The 22339-nt window shown below is 75.1% G+C and carries 13 protein-coding genes; 6 read left to right on the plus strand and 7 right to left on the minus strand.

Annotated elements, in window-relative coordinates; genetic code table 11:
* Positions 1 to 12: 12 nt before the first annotated feature.
* The gene (locus J5Y04_RS04100) at positions 13 to 1356 is read right to left on the minus strand and encodes an NAD(P)/FAD-dependent oxidoreductase (RefSeq protein WP_209410384.1); all 1344 of its coding nucleotides are present in this window, start codon (positions 1354 to 1356) and stop codon (positions 13 to 15) included.
* 350 nt (positions 1357 to 1706) lie between these two features.
* Between J5Y04_RS04100 and J5Y04_RS04105 the strand changes: the two genes are divergently transcribed.
* Positions 1707 to 1958: a hypothetical protein gene (locus J5Y04_RS04105; RefSeq protein WP_209410385.1), complete on the plus strand. Its 252-nt coding sequence runs from the start codon at positions 1707 to 1709 to the stop codon at positions 1956 to 1958.
* A gap of 166 nt (positions 1959 to 2124) precedes the next feature.
* Here J5Y04_RS04105 and J5Y04_RS04110 read toward each other — a convergent pair whose 3' ends face one another.
* On the minus strand, positions 2125 to 3072 hold the full coding sequence (locus tag J5Y04_RS04110) for a helix-turn-helix domain-containing protein (RefSeq protein ID WP_209410386.1): 948 nt from the start codon (positions 3070 to 3072) through the stop codon (positions 2125 to 2127).
* 97 nt (positions 3073 to 3169) lie between these two features.
* On the opposite strand from J5Y04_RS04110, the gene J5Y04_RS04115 reads away from it, so the two are divergent.
* Positions 3170 to 4201, plus strand: a complete 1032-nt coding sequence (locus tag J5Y04_RS04115; protein ID WP_209410387.1) for a trans-acting enoyl reductase family protein — start codon at positions 3170 to 3172, stop codon at positions 4199 to 4201.
* A gap of 103 nt (positions 4202 to 4304) precedes the next feature.
* Here the strand turns inward: J5Y04_RS04115 and dnaE are convergent, their stop codons facing one another.
* The gene (gene dnaE / locus J5Y04_RS04120) at positions 4305 to 7862 is read right to left on the minus strand and encodes a DNA polymerase III subunit alpha (RefSeq protein WP_209410388.1); all 3558 of its coding nucleotides are present in this window, start codon (positions 7860 to 7862) and stop codon (positions 4305 to 4307) included.
* 369 nt (positions 7863 to 8231) lie between these two features.
* Between dnaE and J5Y04_RS04125 the strand changes: the two genes are divergently transcribed.
* Genes J5Y04_RS04125 through J5Y04_RS04135 form a run of 3 tightly spaced genes read left to right on the plus strand, consistent with a single transcriptional unit; the run spans position 8232 to position 10862 of the window.
* Positions 8232 to 9194, plus strand: coding sequence for a hypothetical protein (locus tag J5Y04_RS04125; RefSeq protein WP_307852911.1), 963 nt, complete (start codon positions 8232 to 8234; stop codon positions 9192 to 9194).
* A 20-nt stretch (positions 9195 to 9214) separates the two neighbouring features.
* Positions 9215 to 9982 carry a hypothetical protein gene (locus J5Y04_RS04130; RefSeq protein ID WP_245204220.1) on the plus strand — a complete coding sequence of 256 codons (768 nt, stop codon included), beginning with the start codon at positions 9215 to 9217 and terminating at the stop codon, positions 9980 to 9982.
* A complete protein-coding gene (locus tag J5Y04_RS04135) occupies positions 9960 to 10862 on the plus strand; it encodes an inositol monophosphatase (protein ID WP_209410390.1) in 903 nt (300 codons plus the stop codon). Before J5Y04_RS04130 ends, J5Y04_RS04135 begins: the two co-directional genes overlap by 23 nt.
* 154 nt (positions 10863 to 11016) lie before the next feature.
* Here J5Y04_RS04135 and J5Y04_RS04140 read toward each other — a convergent pair whose 3' ends face one another.
* Positions 11017 to 12219 (minus strand): SLC13 family permease, encoded by a 1203-nt coding sequence (locus tag J5Y04_RS04140; protein ID WP_307852912.1) that lies wholly within the window; start codon positions 12217 to 12219, stop codon positions 11017 to 11019.
* Between the two features lie 289 nt (positions 12220 to 12508).
* Between J5Y04_RS04140 and J5Y04_RS04145 the strand changes: the two genes are divergently transcribed.
* Complete coding sequence (locus J5Y04_RS04145) at positions 12509 to 18436, plus strand: TIR domain-containing protein (protein ID WP_209410391.1); 5928 nt, start codon at positions 12509 to 12511, stop codon at positions 18434 to 18436.
* Positions 18437 to 18539: 103 nt separating this feature from the next.
* Here the strand turns inward: J5Y04_RS04145 and J5Y04_RS04150 are convergent, their stop codons facing one another.
* The 3 genes from J5Y04_RS04150 to J5Y04_RS43150 form a co-directional block, all read right to left on the minus strand.
* Complete coding sequence (locus J5Y04_RS04150; RefSeq protein WP_245204311.1) at positions 18540 to 19724, minus strand: ABC transporter permease; 1185 nt, start codon at positions 19722 to 19724, stop codon at positions 18540 to 18542.
* 64 nt (positions 19725 to 19788) lie between these two features.
* On the minus strand, positions 19789 to 20601 hold the full coding sequence (locus J5Y04_RS04155) for an ABC transporter ATP-binding protein (RefSeq protein WP_209410392.1): 813 nt from the start codon (positions 20599 to 20601) through the stop codon (positions 19789 to 19791).
* A complete protein-coding gene (locus J5Y04_RS43150; RefSeq protein WP_209410393.1) occupies positions 20598 to 22337 on the minus strand; it encodes a peptidoglycan-binding domain-containing protein in 1740 nt (579 codons plus the stop codon). The genes J5Y04_RS04155 and J5Y04_RS43150 overlap by 4 nt, the downstream gene beginning before the upstream one ends.
* Positions 22338 to 22339: the final 2 nt, after the last annotated feature.

The raw sequence follows: 22339 nt of genomic DNA on the forward strand, positions 1-22339 counted from the left end.
GGCCGCACCGCCTCACGGCCGGGCGCGGGTGGTCGTCGCGGTGAGGACCTTCAGTGCGACGGACGGGTGGAAGAGCGTGGCGGGGGAGGCGGTCATGTTGACGACCCGGACGAAACGCGCCCAGACGCCCGCGTCCCTCACGGCGACGCGGAACAGGCGGTCGTTGTACCAGTGCGCGATCCGCGCGCTGAGCGGCTGGTTGGTGGGGTTCCACATCAGGTCGGAGTTGGTGGACAACGTCCACGGCGGGAGCAGGAGCCGGCCCAGCCGCTTCTGGTAGGCCGGGCCGAGACCGTCCAGCCCCTCCCCGGGCCCGCGCTGAGCGAGCATCCCGCGCAGGAGGTCGGCCTCCAGCGCGGCCACCGTCAGGCCCTGGCCGTACACGGGGTTGAAGACGCAGACGGCGTCGCCGAGGGCGATGAGCCGCTCGGGCCAGTTCCTGACGGCGTGGAACTGCCGCCACTGGTTGTCGAGGTTGGTGTAGCGGTGAACGGCCTCCTGGACGGTGCGCCGCCCGATCTGCTCGGCCAGCCGGGGGTTCTTCAGACCCTTGGCGAAGCCGAGGTAGCCGTCGTCGTCGGTGGGCGGCTCGTCGTCGAAGGCGAAGAGGGAGCACGTCCAGCGGTTGCGCTCGACGGCCAGCAGGACGCCGGCCTGCCGCACCCGGGGGGCGGACAGCATCTGGTAGGCGACGTGGAAGTCGGCGGGGTCGTCTTCGGACCGGTCGAAGTTCATCGACGTGTAGGTGATCTTGGCTTTGACCACCTTCTTCGGCGGCACCGTGACCCCGGACGCGGCCAGCCACGCCTCCAGCTTGCTGGTGCGGCCGGAGGCGTCGACCACCAGGTCCGCGGTGAGGTCTTCGGGATCGGCTCCCTGCGTGCCGCAGCGCACCCCGGTGACCCGGCCCGACGCGGCCCGCAGGAGCCCGTCGCACCGGGTGGAGGGCAGCAGCCTGACCTCGGGGAGGGCGAGCACCCGGCGCCGGATCCGCCGTTCCAGCTCGTCGCGGGTGAAGGTCTGGATCATGACCCCGGTCCGCTCGCGCGGGGCGAACCCGGTCGGGAGCAGGAAGTCGATCCCCTGCCCGTAGTCGAACACCGGCGCCCCGGCGCCGGAGAGTTCGTCGCGCAGCCCGGGGAACAGCTTCTCCAGGACCTCGCCGCCCTTGGCGAGCATGGCGTGGGCGTGATAGCCCTGCGGCGCGCTCGGGTGGGCTCCGGTGTCGTCGTCGACGGCGTCCCGCTCGACGAGGACGACCTCGCCGAAGAACTCGGCCAGGACGCGCGCGGTCACGAGCCCCGCGTAGCTGCCGCCGATGACGACGGCCCTCCCCGCTGCGTACTTCTTGCCCATGCGACCTCCGCCAACCAGTCCCTGATCCGGGTTCACCCTTGCGGCAGCCGTCCGCGCCACGCCCGGGCGGGCGGTGAGGTTCACCCGATCGAGGTACGGACGGTTGTTCGACGAGCCCGCTGTCACCGGGAAACCCGGCCAGGAGGTGCTCCGCGGGCCCGGCGCAGCCCCGGGTGCCTACCCCGCCGACCGCGCGCCCATACCGGCGGCCGGCCGTCAGGAAGCCGTCAAGGACGTGCGCCGGCGCGTAGGCCGCGCGTCAAGACCGGCGGCGGCCGGGGCGGACCGGGGGTCCACTGGAACGGCGGGTGCGGAGAGACCGCCTCCGCCGATTCGAGGGAGCCGTCCCCATGAGTGAGAGCCAGATCCTGGTGGCCGTCGAGGCCCCGCCGCGCGCCGGGGAGCAGGATGCGGGATCGGACGCGGGACCGGACGGGGAGCCGGCCGTCGGTCCGTCGGTCTACCGCGGCCGGCCGGAGGGCCCCGATGTGCGGCCGGTCGCCGCCGCACTCCGGTCGGTCCCGGGCGACCGGCCCTCCTCCTCCGGGCAGCCACGCGCCCGGGCGGCGCACTGCCGGATCGCGATGCAGTACCTCGACTGACGCGGCCGCCGAGCCGCCGAGCCGCCGGGCCGCCGGGCCGTCGGGCCGCCGTGCCGCCAGGCCGCCGAGCCGTCGGGCCGCCGAGCCGCCGGGCCGTGCCGGCCGCCGCTGCACCAGCGCGTGCCGGCAGCCGCCCGTCCCGGGGGACGCCGGGCCTCCGGCGCCGTCAGGCGGGCCTGGCGCTGCGGAACGAGCGCCGGTAGGTGTCGGGCGGGACGCCGACGACCCGCTTGAACTGCCGGCGCAGCGTCGTGGCCGTCCCCATGCCGGTCGCGACGGCGACCGACTCGACGCTCTGGTCGGTGGCCTCCAGCAACTCCTGGGCACGGCGCACGCGTTGGGTCAGGAGCCACTGGAGCGGCGGCTGCCCGGTCACCGACCGGAACTGCCGGCCGAGGTGGCGCGGGCTGGTGTTCGCCCGCCGTGCCATGTCGGCCACCGTGAGCGGCCGGTCGAGCCGCTGCAGGACCCAGGCGAGCAGGTCGGCGAGGACGTGCTCGCCGGTGACCTGCACCGGCGTCGCCACGAACTGCGCCTGGCCGCCGGGCCGGTGCGGCGGCATGACGAGACGGCGGGCGACGGAGTTGGCGACGGCCGCGCCGTGGTCGAGGTGGACGAGGTGCAGGCAGAGGTCCACGGCGGCGGCCTTGCCCGCAGCCGTGAGGACGCTGCCGTTGTCCGTGTAGAGCACGTCGGGGTCGACCAGGGCCAGCGGGTGGCGTGCGCCCAGCTCCGCGGCGTGGGCCCAGTGCGTGGTGGCCCGCCGGCCGTCCAGCAGGCCCGCGGCCCCGAGCACGAACGCCCCGGTGCAGAGCGAGGCGACCCGGGCGCCCGCCGCGTGGGCGGAGCGCACGGCTTCGACGAGCTCGGCCGGCGGCGGCTCGTCGATGTCGGCGCACGCGGGCACGATCACGGTGTCCGCCCCGGCCGCGCGTTCCAGTCCGTGGTCGGGCTCGACCGTGAACGGGCCGACCCGCACCGGCCCGGGCCCGCAGAGCAGGACGTCGTACCAGCCCTCCGTGACCTCGCGCGGGGGGTTGCCGAAGATCTCGTGGGCCACGGCCAGTTCGAAGTGCAGCAGGTGACCGACGGTCAGCAGCGCGACGGTGGGCATGTCCGAAAGTGTACGGGTGGCGTCCTTCCGGACCATCACGCTCCGGTCCGGCCGGCGGCCAGACTGAATCCGTCAGCACGGCGAGAGCGGGGGAACGATGAGTACGACGGCGGCAGTGGTGGTTTACGGGGCGACGGGGCACACCGGCCGGTTCGTGGTGGCCGAACTGCGCAGGCGCGGCCTGGCCGTCGTGGTCTCCGGCCGTGACGCGGCCCGGCTGGAGGCGCTGGCCGCCGAGTGGGGCGACGTGGTGGTGCGGCCCGCAGCCGTCGACGACCCGGACGCGCTGGACCGGGCCCTCGCGGGTGCGGCGGCCGTCGTCAACTGCGCCGGGCCGTTCGCGGTGACGGGAGGGCCGGTCGTCGAGGCGGCCCTGCGTGCGGGGATCCCGTACGTCGACGTCGCGGCGGAGATCGAGGCGAACGCCGCGATGTTCGCCGACCACGCGGAGGCGGCCCGGCGGACGGGCACGCCCGTGGTGCCGGCGATGGCCTTCTACGGCGGGCTGGGTGACCTCCTGGTCACCGCGGCGATGGGGGAGTGGACGGCGGCGGACACGGTGGAGGTCGCGTACGGGCTGAGCGGCTGGCACCCCACGCCGGGCACCCGGACGGCCGGCGAGGTGTCCCACCGGCGTCGCGCGGGCCGCCGGGTGCGGTTCGCGGACGGCGCGCTGCAGTACCACGACGACAAGGCGTCGGAGCGGGAGTGGCACTTCCCGGAGCCGCTGGGCCGGCGCGCCGTGGTCGCGGAGTTCACCATGGCCGACGTCGTCACCGTGCCCAGCCACCTGGCCGTGCCGGACGTCCGCACCCACATGACCGTCGAGGCCGCGCGGGACCTGGCCGGGGAGGACACGCCGGCGCCGGAGGCGGTCGACGACCTGGGGCGGTCGGACCAGACCTTCGTCGTCGACGTGCTGGTCCGCGCGGGCGGCGTCGAGCGCCGCGCCACCGCCCGCGGCCGGGACATCTACGCGATCACCGCGCCGCTCGCGGTGGAGGCCGTCCGCCGGATCCTGGCGGGGCGGACCCGGACCACGGGCCTGGCCTCGGCCGGCGCGATGTTCGACGCCGCGGACTTCCTCCGGTCGCTGGCCCCGCACCTGGCGGTCGAGCTCCCGCACTGACGGGCCGCCCGCGGACGGTCGGCGCCCGCGGACAAGTGGACCGTGCCCGTCCGCGGACGGGTGGACTGTCCCCGTGCCCGCCCGCGGACGGGCACGGGGGCGCCTAGACCGTGCCCGCCCAGGAGTTCGTGCCGAGGAGCGTCTTGATGTCCGAGGCGAGGCCGTTGTCGGGGTTCACCAGGAAGCCGAGCTCGTAGAGGGTGTCCTTGTCCCAGTTGGTGGTCAGCAGGCGGACGGGGACGTCGCCGGGGTGGGCCTGGAGGGCGAGCTTGAGTTCGGCGACCGTGTTGGCGGTGATCTTGCCGAGCGGCATGTTGATCTGGACCGGCGGCTTGGTGCCGAGCTCGGCGGAGGAGACGTCGAGGGTGGTGATCTCCTGGCCGAAGATGCTCAGCGAGCCGTCCCGCTCGTTGAGGCGCCCGCGGGCCGAGATGACGTTGTCCTCGACCATCTGGTCGGCCATCAGGTTGTAGGTGGCGGGGAAGAACAGCACCTCGACCGAGCCGTCGCGGTCGGCGAGGGTGATGATCGCCCAGGCGTTGCCGGCCTTGTTGATCCGGCGGTCGACGGCGGTGATCAGGCCGGACAGCCGGACCTCGCCCTCGGTCCGGCCGGAGCCGAGGAGTTCGGCGATGGAGGTGTCGCGGTTCTTGGAGAGGATGTGCTCGGCGCCGTCGAGCGGGTGGCTGGAGACGTAGAGGCCGAGCATCTCGCGTTCCAGGCTGAGCAGTTGGCGGCGCGGCCACTCGCGGTCGGTGAGCTCGAAGTCGAGCCCGATGGCCGGGCCGGAGCCCTCCGCGCCGTCGAGGGCGCCGAAGAGGTCGTCCTGGCCGATCGCCTGCTGCTTCTTCAGCCCGGTCACGGCGTCGATCGCGGTCTCGTGGACGGTGCTGAGCGAGAGCCGGGTGTGTCCGAGGGAGTCGAAGGCGCCGGCCTTGACCAGGGAGTCGATGGTCCGCTTGTTGCAGACCACCAGCTCGACCTTGTCGAGGAAGTCGGCGAAGGAGGTGTACTTGCCCTTCTCCTTCCGGGTCTTCACCAGCGACTCGATGACCGGCACGCCGACGTTGCGGACGGCCTTCAGGCCGAAGCGGACGTCGCTGCCGACGGCGGTGAAGTCGACCACGGACTCGTTGACGTCGGGGGAGAGGATCTTGATGCCCATCTGGCGGCACTCCGCCAGGTAGACGGCCATCTTGTCCTTGTCGTCGGCGACCGAGGTGAGCAGGGCGGCCATGTACTCGGCGGGGTAGTTGGCCTTGAGGTAGGCGGTCTGGTACGAGACCAGGCCGTACGCGGCGGAGTGCGATTTGTTGAAGGCGTAGCCGGCGAAGGGGACGAGGACGTCCCACACGGCCTGGATGGCCTCGTCGGAGTAGCCGCGCTCCTTGCAGCCCGCGTGGAAGGGGACGAACTCCTTCTCCAGCACCTCCTTCTTCTTCTTGCCCATCGCGCGGCGGAGCAGGTCGGCCTGGCCGAGCGAGTAGCCGGCCAGCACCTGGGCGGCGCGCTGCACCTGCTCCTGGTAGACGATCAGGCCGTAGGTGGGGCCGAGGACCTCCTTGAGGGGCTCCTCCAGCTCGGGGTGGATCGGGACGATCTCCTGCTGGGCGTTCTTGCGCAGGGCGTAGTTGGTGTGCGAGTTCATGCCCATCGGGCCGGGCCGGTAGAGCGCGGACACGGCGGAGATGTCGGCGAACTCGGTGGGCTTCATCAGCTTGAGCAGGGCGCGCATGGGGCCGCCGTCGAGCTGGAACACGCCCAGGGTGTCGCCGCGGGCGAGCAGCTGGTACGTGGTGGGGTCGTCGATCGGGATCTTCTCGATGTCGACGTCGACGCCCCGGTTGGCCTTCACGATCTTGATGCAGTGGTCGATGATGCCCAGGTTCCGCAGACCCAGGAAGTCCATCTTGATCAGGCCCATGGCTTCGCACGACGGGTAGTCGAAGCCGGTGATGATGGTGCCGTCCTTGTCCCGCATGTGCAGCGGGATCAGCTCCAGCAGCGGGGTGGAGGAGAGGATGACGGCGGCGGCGTGCACGCCGGTGCCGCGGATCAGGCCCTCGATGCCGCGTCCGGTGTCGATGATCTTCTTGACGTCGGGCTCGTTGTCGTACAGCGCCCGGATCTCGGTGCCCTCGTTGTACCGAGGGTGCTTGTCGTTGAAGAGGTCGGCCAGCGGGACGCCCTTGCCCATGACGTCCGGCGGCATCGCCTTGGTGATCCGGTCGCCCATCGCGAAGGGGTAGCCGAGGATGCGGTTGGCGTCCTTGACGGCGGCCTTGGCCTTGATCGTGCCGAAGGTGTTGACCTGGGCGGTGTAGGCGGAGCCGTACTTCTCGGTGACGTAGCGCACCATCTGGTCGCGCTGGCGGTCGTCGAAGTCGATGTCGACGTCCGGGGGGTTGATGCGCTCGGGGTTGAGGAACCGCTCGAACAGCAGGTCGTGCTCCAGCGGGTCCAGCTGGGTGATGCCGGTCAGGTAGGCGACCATCGAGCCGGCCGCGGAGCCACGGCCCGGGCCGACCGGGATGCCGTTGTCCCGCCCGTACTGGCAGATGTCGGCGACCACGAGGAAGTAGGCGTCGAACCCCATCGGGGTGATCACGCCCATCTCCAGCTCGACCCGGTCCAGCACCTCCTGGCTCGGGTTGTCGCCGTAGCGGTGCTGGAGCCCGGCGGCGATCTTCTGGCGCAGGTACGAGGCCTGGGTCTCGCCCTCGGGCACGTCGAACTGCGGCATCCGGTCGACGTAGGTGAAGACCTCCTCGTACGACTCGACCCGCTCGGCGATCGCCAGCGTGTTGTCGCAGGCCTCCGGCAGATCGCGGAAGAGCTCGCGCATCTCCTCGGCGGTCTTGACGTAGTAGCCGGAGCCGTTGAACTTGAAGCGGTTCGGGTCGTCCTTGTTCTTGCCCACGCCGACGCAGAGCAGGCTGTCGTGGGCGTCCGCCTGGTCGGCGGTGACGTAGTGCGAGTCGTTGGTGGCGAGCAGCGGGATGTTCAGCTGCTTGGCCAGGCGCAGCAGGTCCGCGCGGACGTCCTGCTCGATGGAGAGGCCGTGGTCCATCAGCTCCAGGAAGTAGTTCTCCTTGCCGAAGATGTCCTGGTAGGCGCCGGCGGCCTTGACCGCCTCGTCGTACTGCCCGAGCCGCAGCCGGGTCTGCACCTCGCCGGAGGGGCAGCCGGTGGTGGCGATGATGCCGGTCGCGTTGGCGGCGATCAGCTCGCGGTCCATCCGGGGCTTCATGTAGTAGCCCTCCATCGACGCGAGCGAGGAGAGCTTGAAGAGGTTCCGCAGGCCGGTGGCGTTCTGTGCCCACATGGTCATGTGGGTGTAGCGGCCGCCACCGGAGACGTCCTTGCCGCCCTCCCCGTCCGAACTGGCCGGGCGCTGGCCGCCGGGGGACCAGAACACCTGCTTCTTCAGGAAGCGCGAGCCCGGGGCGACGTACGCCTCGATGCCGATGATCGGCTTCACGCCGGTCTTGGCGGCGGCGTGGAAGAACTCGTACGCGCCGAACATGTTGCCGTGGTCGCTCATCGCGATGGCCGGCATGCCCTGCCGCTCGGCCTCCGCGAACAGCTTGCCGTTCTTCGCGGCCCCGTCCAGCATCGAGTACTCGGTGTGGACGTGCAGGTGCGCGAAACTGTCGGACACGTCGGCGGGCTCCTTGTCGGCGGGGCTGGCGTCCGGGGCGGGCACCCCGGGGCGGAGCCCTCCAGGCTAGCCGGTCGGCGCGGACGACTCGCCCGGGCGGGCACCACGGCGGCGGTCCTTGGCGTGATCCTTCCGGTCCTCCTGCGGGCTCCGTGCGGGCTCCGCACGGCCTCCTCACGGCCTTGTCGTGGCCTTCCCGCAGCCTCCTGCGGCCTGAGTGAACGGCCTCCCCGCGGTCGCCGTGCGCCCTCCAGCCCGGCCCCCGCAGGGAGGGCACCACCAACGGGAGGCGAGCCGGAAGATTCGCCGTCTGGTCGTCAATTGCCTGCGAGACTTACCATGTTGGCCGACGAACGAGGGGGGTGCGGGGTGACGCAGGGGGGTGCGGAGCCCGGGCGGCGGCTGGAGAGCGCGATCGCCTGGGCGCTGCGGAACTCGGACGGCGTCGTCGCCTTCTGCGGCGCGCTGGCCGTCGGGCTGCTCGACCTGTTCGGCGGCGGGCTCGGGGACAACGTCGTCTCGGGCGCGACCCTGCTGGTGCTGGCGGCGGTCGTGTACGGGTCGCTGGCCGAGCGCCGGCGCCGGATCAGCGACATCCGGGAGGCGACGGCCGGTGCCCGGCAGGCGCTGGACAACCTGACCTCGGTGCGGGAGCTGGCCGGGGTGGAGCTGGAACGGGCGCTGGAGCGGGCGCGCCAGGACACCGACCGGTGGGTGTTCAAGGGCGGCACCGGCACCTACCTGCGGGCGGTCACCCTGCCCGAGTGCGTCCGGGAGGCGCAGCGCCGCCGCCGCTCGCTCACCGTCAAGATCGACATCGTGCACCCGGGGGACGAGCGGGCCTGTGCGGCGTACTCGCGGTTCCGGGAGACCTTCGGCAGCCGCCCGGACGGCGCGCAGCCCGGCGGGTGGAGCGTGGAGCGCACCCGCCGGGAGTCCTACGCCACGGTGTTCGCCGCCGCCTGGTACCGCCAGCGGCTCGACACCCTGGAGATCGACGTCCACCTCTCGTCCGTCGTCCCGACGCTCCGCTTCGACCTCTCGGCGTCGTGCCTGGTCATCACCCAGGACGACCCGCGGAGGGTCAGCCTCTACGTCGAGCGCGGGCGCCCGCTCTACGACTACTACGTCACGGAGCTGCACCACTACCGGGAGCAGGCGGTCAAGCTCGACCTGCGGGACACCGAGCCGCTCGGTGACGACCCGACCGTCGACGAGGCCCGGCGCCTCTTCGACCAGCTGGGAATCCGGCTGCCCGCCTCCTTCTCGGACGCGGACGTCGCCGACATCATCGACAGGGCGCTGCACGCGGAGAACCCGTACCGCAGGTAGCCGCCGGAGGGAGGAGACGTATGGACCCCTTCACGGACCCCGACCCGGACCCCTTCACGGGCCCCGGTACGGATCGCAGCCCGGATCGCGGCCCGGGCCCCGGTACGGGCTCCCGCGCGGGCCTCTTCGCCTCGCTCGACCTGGCCGCCGGGGAGGCCGAGGCCTCGCCCGCGCTGGACGGGCTGGTCGGCGGGATCCTGGCGGAGGTCGCCTCGGGCGCGAGAGCCGTGCGGGCCGTCGCCCACCCCCTCGGCTTCTTCTGCCTGCCGGTGCTGCGCGACGGCGCGCTCGGCGTCTGCGTGCACGTCTTCGGGCCGGACGCCGCCGGCCCGCGCCCGGCCCGCGCCGTGCGGGAGATCCACTGCCACAGCTGGGAGCTGAAGAGCAGCGTGCTGTACGGGCGGGTCGGCAACCTGCGCGTCGGGGTCCACGACGAGCCGGTCCGCCCGACCCACCGCGCGTACGAGGTGCACAGCGCGGCGGGCACGGACGAGATCCGGCCGACCGCCCGGCTGGTGCGCTGGGAGCCGCTCGGCGAGCGGACCAGCGCGCGCGGCGAGACGTACACCCTGGCGGCCGGCGAGTTCCACGCGACCGTCCTGCCGGGCGGCGCACCGGCCGCGACGGTGGTGCTGGGGCGCTCGGTGCCCGGCCCGGTGGACGTCGTCCTCGGGCCGCTCCACGGCCGTGCCCGCCGGGTGGTGCGGCGGCAGTGCGACGCGGCCCGGACCGCCCGGATCGCCGAAGCGGCAGCCAGGAGGCTCAGTGAACCCCCGTCCGAAGACTGACCCCGGAGACCCCGGAGGCCCCGGAGGCCCCGGCTTCGAGGCCGAGTGCCAGGCCGCGGTCGACATCGCCGAGGAGGCGGGCGGGCTGCTGCGCTCCCGTTTCCGGCGCGCCTTCCGGATCCACCCGAAGGGCGAGGACGGCGACGTGGTCACCGAGCTGGACCTGCTGGCCGAGGAGCTGGTCACCCGGCGGCTCGCCGAGCGCTTCCCGTCCGACCGCGTCGTCGCGGAGGAGGGTGGCGGGACCGGGCCCGGTGCGGGCGGCGGGAACGGACCCTCCGGGCGGACCTGGCTGGTGGACCCGCTCGACGGCAGCAACAACGTGGTGGTCGGCCTGCCCGTCTACGTGGTGGGCATCGCGCTCTGCGTCGGTGACGAGCCGGTCCTCGGGGTCGTCCACGACCCGGTGACCGGCCGGACGTGGCGGGCGGTGCGCGGCGGCGGCGCCTTCGGACCGCGCGGGCGGCTGCGCCGTCCGTCCGGCCCGCCGGCCCCCGCCGGACCGGTGCTCGCCTGGACGCAGGGGCACGGGGTGCCGGCCGGCGACCCGGTGTGCCGGGCGCTGAAGGAGGGGCTGGAGGCCGGCTCGCGGCGGCTGCTCCAGCTCTGGGCGCCCCTGCTCACCTGGTCGATGCTGGCCCGGGGCGACATCGACGGCTTCGTCGGCTACCGGGCGGAGGAGATCGACCTGCCCGCCGGGTGTCTGCTCGCGGCCGAGGCGGGCCTGGAGATCCGCCGGCTGGACGGCGGCCGGTTCAGCGGGCGGATCGGGCAGCCGGACACCGCACGGAGCTTCGTCGCGGGGCGCCCGGAGGTGCTGCCCCACCTGCTGGACCTGGTCGCCCGGGCCGCCAAGCCCGACGACGGCTTCCGGCCGTGAGGCGCCGGGCCCGTCCGCGTGCCGGGCCCGTTTGCGCCTGCCGGGCCCGTCCGCGCGCCACCCCGGGCCCGTACGCGCGTGCGGCGCCCGTACGTGCGGGCCGGACCCGGGCCGGGGCGAACCCGGGCCGGGCCGGATCCGCCACGGCCCCCGGCTAGGAGGTCAGCGCGAGCGCCGACGTGGCCAGCAGCACGCCGCCCACCGCGAGCACCGCGCTGGTCCCGGCGACGCCCCGCAGCGGCACCCGCAGGCCGGCCGAGCGGCACCGCTCGTACCAGAGCAGGGTGGCGAGCGAGGCCCACGGCGTGATCAGCGGGCCGATGTTGGTGCCGATCAGCAGCGAGAGCAGCTGCTGGTGGTTGGCGACCGGCACCGCGGCCTCCCCGGCCAGGTACACGGGCAGGTTGTTGAGCAGGTTGGACAGGCCCGCGCCGACGGCCGAGGCCCGGAACATCCCGAGCACCCCGCCGTCCGTCCCGATCGCCGAGGCCAGCACCCGGTGCAGTCCGTGCGCGTCGACGGTCTGCACCACGAGGAACATCCCCGGCACCATGACCAGCAGCCGCCACGGGACGAGCGAGGTCCGCAGCGCCTCCGGCCGTCGGACGGCGAAGGCCGCCACCGCGACCAGGGCGGCCGCGCCCGAGGCCACCCAGAGCGGGAGACCGCTCAGCAGGGTCGCCAGCAGGAAGCCGGCACAGGCCAGCCCGCAGACCCGGAACAGCACCGGGTCGCCGGGCCGGTGGGCCGGCGGCGGCGTGTAGCCGTCGGCGCCCCGGCGGCCGCGCCGCCAGTAGAACCCCCAGAGGCAGGCCATCGTCGCCAGCAGGGCGGCCAGCTGCGGCGCCCACATCACCCGGGCCAGCCCGGCGGGGGAGAGCGCGACCCGTTCGGCGGCCAGCAGGTTGGTCAGGTTGGACACGGGCAGCAGCAGGCTCGCGGTGTTGGCCAGCCAGACCGTGGTCATCGCCAGCGGCAGCGGCGCGATGCCCACCCGGGTGGCGAGGGCCAGCATCACCGGGGTGAGCAGGACGGCCGTGGTGTCCAGGTTGAGGGTCATCGTGGTGACGGCGGCGAAGGCCACGCAGAGCAGGAACAGCACCGGGTAGCTGCCCCGCCCGGCTCGCGCCACACCCGCCGCCACCACGTCGAACACCTCGGCCGCGCTGGTGAGTTCGGCCAGCACGATGACCGTGCCGAGGAACGCCAGCAGCGGCGCGATCCGGGAGAACGCGGCTCCGGCCGAGGCGGTCGGCAGCAGACCGGTGGCGAGGAGGAGCAGTCCGCAGGCGAGCAGCGCCGCGGCCACCCAGTCCAGGGGGTGGAGGCGCCTGACGGTGGGCCAGTAGGCAAGCACGCCCGCCAGGGTCGCACACGGTTGTTCTCACGTCGAGACCGGGGCCGGGCGCGGGCGAGGCCCGGGCGCGACGGGGGCGCGGGACGGGCGCGACGAGAGTGCGGGGCGGGCCGCACCACGGGCGGGAGCAGGGCGGGTCGCGGGCGGGAACGGGGCGCGCCGGGGACGGGACACCGGCCGGGCGTGGCCGCGGCACAAGCGGCACACGGGCGGGACGCGGGCGAAGCAAGGCCAACCAGCCGGGCCGAACCGGGTTTACCGGCCCCCGATCGGTCATAAGCTCTCCCCCATGGGGGCTTTGGACGCGACCCCGGGTGGCCCCGGGCCGATCGACTTCTTCATCAGCTACTCACCGGCGGACGAGCGGTGGGCGGCCTGGATCGCCTGGACGCTGGAGGAGGCGGGCTACCGCGCCTTCCTCCAGGCCTGGGACTTCGTCCCCGGGACCAACTTCGTGGACTTCATGGACCGGGGCGTCACCGAGTCCGCCGCCACCATCGCCCTGCTCTCCCGCCACTACGAGCGCTCCCGCTACGGGCGGATGGAGTGGCAGGCCGCCCTGCGCTCCGACCCGGACGCCCCGGACCGCCGGCTGCTGACCGTCCGCATCGAGGACATCCCGGTGGACGGACTGCTCGCCACCCTCACCTACATCGACCTGGTGGGCGTCGACGAGCCCGCGCACGCCCGCCGGCTGCTGCTGGCCCGGGTCGGCCAGGCGATGGACGGGCGGGCCCGGCCCGAACTGCGGCCCGGTTACCCGGGCGGGTCCGCCGGCGTGCCCGCCGCACCGGCGCAGCCGCAGGTGCCCGAGCCCCGGCCGGTCGGCGGGACGGGCTGGGCCGGCCGCCGCAGGCCGTCCGTCCCGCCCGAGTACCCGTCGGCGCCGGAGCGGACGGGCGAGCGCGAGGGCGTCTCGGTGCTGCACCTGGCAGGCCCCTCCTTCGGCCGCGGCAGCGACCCGGTGGACCTCCAGGCCGCCATCTGGGGCGACCTCGTGGAGCTGGCCGACGCCGGCGCCCCGGCACCCGAACTGGTCGTCGTCACCGGCGACCTGACCGCCTCCGGCAGCCCCCGCGAGTGCGAACAGGCGCTCGCCTTCCTCACCGGGATCCGCTCCCTGCTCGGCCTGGAACCCCACCGGGTGGCCGTCGTGCCCGGCGGGCAGGACGTCAGCCAGGCCGCCTCGCGCGCCTACTTCAGCACCTGCGAGGCCGACGAACTGCGCCCCACCCCGCCGTACTGGCCCAAGTGGCGCCACTACGCACGGCTGTTCCAGGAGTTCTACCAGGGCCTGGACGTCGTCTTCGACAGCGCCCAGCCGTGGACGCTCTTCCCCGTGCCCGAGCTCGGCACCGTCGTCGCCGGCCTCAACTCCTCGATGGCGTACAGCCACCGCGCCGACGACCGGTACGGCTGGCTCGGCCCCGAGCAGGCCGCCTGGTTCGCCCAGGCGCTGCGCCCGTACGAGAGCGACGGCTGGCTGCGGATCGGCGCGCTGCGCCACCCGGTCACGGCCCGGCCCGCCGGCGCCCGGTCGGCCCGGGCGGGCCAGGACGCCGAACCGCTGCGCGACCTCGACCGGTTCACCCGGCTCACCGCGCCGCGGCTGCACCTGCTGCTGCACGGACCGGCCGACTCCCGGACGGCGGTCCGGACGCTGTCCACCGCCGCCGGCGAGGTCGGCGTGGTGGGTGCCGGCGGCCCCGGCACCCACCAGCTGCTCCGGCTCACCCGCGACGGGCTCACCCGCTGGCCCGCCCCGGGCGCCGAGCTCCAGCAGACGCCCGCCGTCTGGCGCCGGGCCCACCGGGCCTTCCCGCCGCCGCCCGACGCGGCCGCGCCGCCCGCCCCGCCGCAACCGCAGGCCGCCACCGTCCCGCCGCCCGCCGAACCCGAACGCGAGGCCCGGGAACTGGCCTCCCCCGCCGACACCCTGCTGGCCCGGGTCGCCGAGGTCTGCCGGACCCGCCACGAGGGCGCCCAGATCCGCGTCGTCGCGGGCGCGCCGCCCCAGCTCCTCGTCACCTGGACCGAGTCCGGCTTCGTCCGCCAGCAGCGCGTCGCCGCCTGCGTCTCCACCCCCACCGCCGAGGACGTCGACCACTTCGTCGACGCCGTGCACGCCGCCGGCACCGCACCCGACGCCGAACTCGTCCACGACGGCCCGCCGCCACCGCGCGAGCTGCGCGACCGCGCCCGGCGGCGCGGCGTCCGGCTGCGCAGCTTCGTCGAGTTCCAGGGCCTGCTCGACCTGCGCGGTTACGTGGCCGCGCAGAGCGAGCGGCTCAGCACCGACGGCCAGTACCAGCCCGGCCTCTACCTCCCGCAGCGCTACCGCGACGCCGAACGCCCCGGCGGCGCCGAACGCGACGGCCTGGTCGACGAGATGCTCCGGCTGCTGGAGTCCGACCACGGCCGGTTCCTGCTGCTGCTCGGCGACTTCGGCCGCGGCAAGACCTTCGCGCTGCGCGAGCTGGCCCGCCGCATCCCCACCGAACTCCCGCACCTGACCCCGCTGTTCATCGAGCTCAGCGCGCTCGACAAGGCGCACTCCTTCGACGGCCTGGTGGCCGCCCACCTGACCGCCCACGGCATCGACACCATCGACCTGCGGGCCTTCCGCTACATGCTCCGCCAGGGCCGCATCGTGCTGCTCTTCGACGGCTTCGACGAGCTCCTCAACCGGGTCAGCTACGAGCGGGCCGCCGACCACCTCCAGGTGCTGCTGGACGCCGCCGTCGACAACGCCAAGATCGTGGTCAGCAGCCGCACCCAGCACTTCAGCTCCCAGGAGCAGGTGCTCACCGCGCTCGGCGAGCGGGTCGGCCTGCTGCCGCAGCGGCGGCTGCTCGCCGTCCAGGACTTCACCACCGCGCAGATCCGCGGCTACCTGGTCAACCGCTACGGCGACGAGACCGCCGCCGACCGCCGGATGCGCCTGCTGGAGGCCATCCCCGACCTGCTCGCGCTCTGCCGCAACCCCCGGCTGCTCAGCTTCGTCGCCGACCTCGACCACGACGGGCTGCGGGCCGTCGCCGGCGCCGGCCGGGCGCTCAGCGCCGCCGGCCTCTACCAGGAGGTCTTCACCGCCTGGCTGCGGTTCGAGGAGCGGCGCGGCCACGGCGGGCCGGGCGCCGCGCCCGGCCTCGGCCTGGACCAGCTCTGGGAGGCCGTCACCCTGCTCGCGCTGCGGCTCTGGGAGAGCGGCCGCAACGCCATGCCGTACGACGAACTGGTCGACATCGCGGGCGTGCTGACCGGTCTGGCGGAGACCAGCCTGCCCACCCCGCAGGTCGCCCACGCGGTCGGCTCGGGCTCGCTCCTGGTCCGCTCCGACGAGGGCATGTTCCAGTTCATCCACGGCTCGGTGGTCGAATGGCTGGTCGCCCGCGCGGCCGCGGCCGGCCTCGGCCGGGGCGAGCCCGACCTGCTCACCCGGCGGCCGCTCAGCCGGCTGGCGGTCGAGTTCCTCTGCGACCTCGCCGACCACCAGGTCTGCCAGGAGTGGGCCGGGTCCGTCCTGGACGGCGCGGCGGACTCCCCGGGCGCCGACGAGACCGCCCGGTCCAACGCCGTCAAGGTGCTGGCCAGGCTGCGCGTCCCCGCCCACACCGACCTGCGCGGCGCCGCCCTGGCCGGCGAGGACCTCTCCCACCGGGACCTCTCCGGCGTCGACCTCGCCCGGGCCGACCTCACGGACGCCCGGCTGCTCGGCGCCAACCTCGCCGGGGCCTCGCTGCGCGGCGCCCGCCTGGTCGGCGCCCGCCTCGACGCGGCCGACCTCACCGGCGCCGACCTGAGCGACGCCGACCTGCGCGGAGCCCGGCTCATCCGCACCGACCTGCGCGGCGCCCGCCTGAGCGGCAGCCGCTGGCAGCGCGCGGCCCTGATCTCCGCGGTCACCGACGCCCGGGTGCTCGCCGCCCCCGAGCTCCGCGCCGCCGCCGTCGCCCCCGGCCTGCCCGTCGAGGCCGGGTTCCGCCCCTCCGAGGTCGGCGTCCCCTACGGCTTCGACGTCCGCACCACCCGGCTGCCCGAGCCCGTCGCCTTCAGCGTCGACGGCCAACTGCTCGCCGTCGGCAGCGACGACGGCTCGGTCCTGATCTGCGACGCCGTCACCGGTGTGGCGCTGCGCACCCTCAAGGACCACATCGGCCGGGTCTACGCGGTCAAGTTCGCCGGCGACGTGCTCGCCACCGGCAGCGCCGACGGCACCGTCCGGCTCTGGGACCCGGTCTCCGGCGAATGCCGCCACCGCCTCGACGTCCACCCCGGCGGCGTCTGGCCGGTCTCGCTCGGCCCCGGCGGCGCCCTGCTCGCCACCGGCGACGCCGAGGGCACCGTCACCCTCTGGGACACCGCCGCCGGCCGGCTGCTGCGTAGCCTCCCCGGCCACGCCGCGCCCGTCTACACCGCGGTGTTCAGCCCCGACGGCTCGCGGCTCGTCACCGGCGACCTGGCCGGCGCGGTCCGCGTCTGGTCCACCCGCAGCGGCCGCCTGACCGCCGAACTGCCCGGCCACCGCGGATCGGTGTACCGCGCCCGGTTCAGCCCGGACGGCACCCTCCTGGCCACCGGCGACGGTGGTGCGGACGGGGTGGCCGGCGGCACCGTACGGCTCTGGGACATCGCCCGGGGACGGCTCCTGCACACCTTCGACGGACACCTCGGGCGGGTCTACACCCTGGCCTTCCACCCCGACGGCGACCTGCTCGCGAGCGGTGACACCGCGGGCCGGGTCCGGCTCTGGAACCCCCTCGACGGGACGGCCGCCGGGGAGCTGGAAGGCTGCACCGGGGCGGTCTACCAGGTGGCCTTCGACGCCGACGGCACCCGGCTCGCGGCCGGCGACAGCGACGGCGTGGTCCGGGTCTGGCGGGTCGGCCCCGCCGCCAGGCGCGGCGGCGCCGCTGCCGGTGGCGGCGATGGAGGCGGCGGTGGCCGGGAGGTGGTGCCGCTGCGCCGTCAGCCGCCCGAGCACCGGGGTTCGGTCTGGGCCTGCCGGTTCCGCCCGGCCGACCGCCCGGCCGCCGGACCGGTCGGCGAGGCGGCCGGCGGCCCGGCCGGGGCGGACGCGGAGGCGCTGCTGGTGACGGGCGGCAACGACGGCGCCGTCCGGCTCTGGGAGCCCGGCTCCGGCCGCAGCAGGCAGCTGCTGCGCGGCCACGGCCGGCGCATCGGCTCGCTCTCCTTCAACGGCGACGGCACGCTGCTCGCGGCCGGCGGCAACGACGGCGTGGTCCGGCTCTGGGAGCCCGCCACCGGCCGCCGGGCCAGGGAACTCGCGGCCCGCAGCAGCCGGCTGGTCTCCGCGCAGTTCGGCCCGGAGGGCCCGCTGATCGCGACCGCCAGCAACGACGGCGACCTCTACCTGTGGAACGCCCTGAGCGGCGAGTACCTCCGCGAGATGGACGTCGAGACCGAACACATCTGGGCGGAGGCCTTCAGCGCCGACGGCGTCTTCGTCGCCACCGCCAACGACGACGACACCGTCCGCATCTGGTACCGCAGCACCGGAGCCCACGTCGCGACCCTGCGGGAGCACCGCGGCCGGGTCCGCTCCATCGCCTTCAGCGCGGACGGGCGGCGGCTGGCCACCGGCTGCGACGACAGCCGGGTCCGGATCTGGGACATCGCGACCGGCCGGATCGAGACCCAGCTCGAAGGCCACCACGACCGGGTGTACGCGGTCGCGTTCGCGGCCGACGGCCGTTGGCTGACCAGCGCCTCCTGGGACGGCGACGCCGTGGTCTGGGCCGACGGCGCCGTCCGGCACCGCCTCGGCGGCCACGTCGGCCGGCTCTGGACCGCGGCCGTCCACCCCCGCCGGCCGCTCCTCGCCACCGCCGGCGACGACCGCGTCGTCCGCCTCTGGGACCCGCACACCGGCCACGACCTCGGCCGGCTCCGCGGCCACACCGGCCGGATCCTCGCCGTGACCTTCAGCCCCGACGGCTCGCTACTGGCCAGCGGCGGCGAGGACGGCACCGTCCGCCTCTGGAACGTCCCCGCCACCGGCGTCCCCACCCCGCGCGCCACCCTCCTCGGTGCGCCCGACGGCTGGGCCGCGCTGCTGCCGTCCGGCGCCTACAAGTACGAGGGCGACGTGGTCGGCGAGTTCTGGCACGCCGTCGGCATGTGCCGGTTCGAGCCGGGCGAGCTGGACACCCACCTCCCGGGCGTGCACCGGCTGCCCCCGGAGGCGGAGCTGTGAGGGCTGCCGCCGGCTCCGGCGCTGCCTCCGCCTCCGGCCGGCGGTGCGCGGGCCGCGGCGTGCGGGCCGGGGGCCGCGCCGACAGGGCCCCGGGCCGTGCGGCTCAGGCCGTGCGGAGGGCCTTGAGGGGGTCGGTGCGGGCGGCACGCAGGGCCGGGTAGAGGCCGGCCAGGAGACCGACGACCGTGCCGATCAGCGGCGCGGGGAGGGTGGCGGCCGGTTGCAGCACCGCGGTCCAGTCGCGGGCCGCGGCCGTCCCGAGGACCACCAGGACGCCGATGCCGGTACCGATCAGGCCGCCGAGGGTGCCGAGCACGGTGGACTCGGTGAGGAACTGCCCGGCGATGTGCCAGGTGCGGGCGCCGAGGGAGCGGCGCAGGCCGATCTCCTGGGTGCGTTCCAGCACGGCGACCAGCGTCGTGTTGGCGATCCCGACGGCGCCGACGACCAGGCAGATCCCGGCGAGCGCGAGGAACAGGCCGGTGAGGTCGGAGGTGACCTTGTCCTGGAGGCTGTGCGGGTCCGGCGGCGGGACGACGGTGAACCGTTCGGGCGCGTCCGGCCGCAGGGCGACGGCGAGTTGGCGGGCCACGACGGGGGCCGCGCCCATCCGGGTGGCCACCAGGAGCTGGGCCTCCTGGTCCTTGCCCGTACCGGGGTTGCCGAACCGGTCCAGCGCGGTGCTGGTCGGGATGACGATGCCCAGCAGGCTGTCCGGCAGGCGCTGGACCTCGGAGTAGACGCCGATCACCGTGAACGGCAGACCGTCGACGAAGACCGCGGGCTGGGCGTCCAGCCGGTTGACACCCAGCCGCTTCGCGGCGGCCGAGCTGAGCAGCGCGACCGGCAGCCGTTCACGCTGCGCGAAGGCGTCCAGGGTGGTGCCGGCGGCCAGCGTCGGCTGCATCGCGGCGACCGCGCCGGGGGTGGCGGCGAGCAGCGAGAGGCCCTGGCCGGCGGAGTCCCCGGTGGGCGTGGCGGAGATCCGCACGTCGGCCTTGGGGACCCGCCACCAGACCCCGGCCGCGGCCACGCCGTTGATCCGGCCGGCCCGGGTGTCCGCGTCCTCGGGGAACCCCGTCGGCGGGTTGGCGCCGGGGGCGAGGCCCTCGGTGGAGGGGTGGTCGGAGACGGTGACGGTGGTGGCCTTGGTGAGGCTGAACTGCTCGCCGATCTGGCCGGAGGCGGTCGCGGTGAGGCCGAGCACGGCGACGAAGGCGCCGATGCCGAGGACGGTGCCGAGCATGGTGAGGGCCGAGCGGCCGGGCCGCTGGAGGGTGCCGGACATGGCCTCCGCGAGGAGGTCGCGCAGGCCGAGGCGGGAGGCGGGGTCGGACAGGACGCTGCGCACCTCAGGCCTCCCTGCTGCCGGCCGGGCGGGAAACGGACGGGCCGGGGACGGCCGCGCCGCGGCCGGTCGGGCCGCTGCCGGTCGGGCCGACGACCGCCGGTTCGCGCCCGGGTTCGGTGAGGCGGCCGTCGGCGATCCGGACGGTGCGCTGGGCACGGGCGGCGACGGCGGGGTCGTGGGTGATGACGAGCAGGGTGAAGCCCTGGTCGTGGAGCTCGTCGAACTGGGCGAGCACGGCGGTCGCGTTGGCCGAGTCGAGGTTGCCGGTGGGTTCGTCGCAGAGCAGCAGGCTGGGCCGGTTGACCAGGGCACGGGCGATGGCGACGCGCTGGCGCTCGCCGCCGGACAGCGTGCTGGGCAGCGCGTGGGTGCGGTGGACGAGGCCGACCTGGGCGAGGGCGGCGCGGGCGGCCGCGCCGCGTTCGGTGCGCGGGGTGCGGTTGTAGACCTGGGCGAGCTGCACGTTCTCCTCGGCGGTGCGGTGGGCGAGCAGGTGGAAGGACTGGAAGACGAAGCCGATCCGGCGGCCGCGCAGGGTGGAGCGGTCGCGGTCGGAGAGCCGGGCGGTGTCGATGCCGTCGAGTTCGTAGCTGCCGGTGGTGGGGGTGTCGAGCAGGCCGAGCAGGTGCAGCAGGGTGGACTTGCCGGAGCCGGAGGGGCCGGTGATGGCGACGTACTCGCCCGAGTGGACGGCCAGGTCCGCGGGGTGGAGGGCGGTGACGGGCGGCGGGCCGGGGAAGCTGCGGCCGAGGCCGCGCAGCCGGATGACCGGCGCCGCAGCGGTGGGGGCGGGCGTCGTGGCGGGGGCGGTCACCGGCCGACCACCACCTGGTCGCCGGCGGCGAGCGTGCCGCCCTCGGTCGCGGTGACGGCCACGAACCCCTGGTCGGCGACGCCGGTGGTGACGGTGACGTTGGTCCGGGCGCCGGCGGCGTCGACCTTGGTGACGGCGGTGCGCCCGGCCGAGGTGGTGAACACCGCGGCGACCGGGACGGCCAGCACCGGCGCGGTCGAGTCGCCCTTGAGCACGGTGATCTTGACGTTCTGGCCGTTCAGCTCCGCCGGGATCGGGCCCTGGGTGGTGATGGTCACCGGGATGTACGCGGCGACGCCTCCGCCCCCGGCGGTCGACTGGGAGCCGCCCGACCCGCCCGCACCTCCGGTACCGCCCGAACCGCCCGATCCGCCGGTGCCGCCGCTGCCGCCCGAGGAGCCACCGCCCCCCGGCCTGCCGGCCCCGCCGCCGCCGATCGGGACGACCCTGCCGGAGAGCGCGGCGGTGGTCTGCGCACCGAGCCCGGCGACCGTGCCGGTCAGCTTGGCGCCGCCGCCCGCCTCGGCGAGGATCTCGACGGTCATCCCGGGCTTCACCCCGGCGGCCTGGCCGGGCGTGAGCTGCCCCACGAGCCCGAGCTGACCGCTCATCAGGGAGAGCAGCACGCCGGTGGCGGGGGAGCCGACGGCGGCGTTGACGGCCGTCACGGTGGCCGGGACGGTGGGCAGGACGACCGCCTCGGCGGCCGGCAGCATCGGACCGTTCACCGCCTCGGCCTTGGCGAGGGTGTCCCGTTCGGCGGCGAGCTGCTTCTTCGCGGCGTCGAGCTGCTGGTCGACGGTCAGCCCGCCCGTGCCGCTGACAGCGCCCGGGCCGCCCGGGCCGCCGCTGCCGCCGGGCGTGCCCGTGCCCTGCGCGGAGGCGGTCGTGCCGGTGGGCGTCGTGCCGCTGGGGGTCGTGCCGGTCGAGGGGGTGCCCGTGGGCGTCGTACCGGTGCCGGTGGATCCGCCCGTGGCGCCCGCCGACTTCTGGGCGGTGAGCGCGTCCACCGTCTGCTTCGCGGCGTCCACCGCCTTGCGCGCCGTGTCCACGGCCTGCTGGGTGGCCGTTCCGGTGGTCGGCACCGGGTAGCCCAGGTGCTCGTAGTACGCCTTGACGGCCTGCTTGGTGCCGGCGCCGAAGGTGCCCGAGGCGTCGGCTCCGGTCCGGTAGCCGAGCCCGGCGAGGGCGGCCTGCACCTCGGCGACGTCCGGGCCGGTGTCGCCGGGCCGGACGTCCCGGTAGGCGGGGACGGGCCCGGGCAGGACGAACAGCGGCCGGCCGGAGACCTCGGCCAGTTGCTGCCCGGCGGCGACCTGGTCCCCGGCCTTCACCCGCAGGCCGGACACGTAGAGCTGTTTCACGTCGGCCGAGGAGGCCGAGGGCAGCACGTCGTACTGGGTCGGCGGGAAGACCATGCCGCGCAGCACGACCGAGGGGTTCAGCACCTGCATCGCGGCGGTGGCCGTGATCAGGGTCGCGGGCGGCGGGTCGGTGGCGGCGGCCCGGTCGGCGGGGGACCTGACCAGCGAGGCGGCGCCGAGCCCCCCGACGGCCACCACCGCGGCCACCGCCGCGACCAGGAGGAACGCCCGCCGCCGCCGGACCAGCCGGGACCGGCCGGGCGGCCCGGCGCCCTCCGGCACCTCGTTGCCGACTACCGCGTCCGGCCCCTCGCCGCCGAGTACCGCGTCCTGTCCCGCGCCCCCGTCGGCGCTCTCCTCGACCGGCCCCACCG

The organism is Kitasatospora sp. RG8 (assembly GCF_017813315.1).
In the GTDB taxonomy this organism is placed as follows: domain Bacteria; phylum Actinomycetota; class Actinomycetes; order Streptomycetales; family Streptomycetaceae; genus Kitasatospora.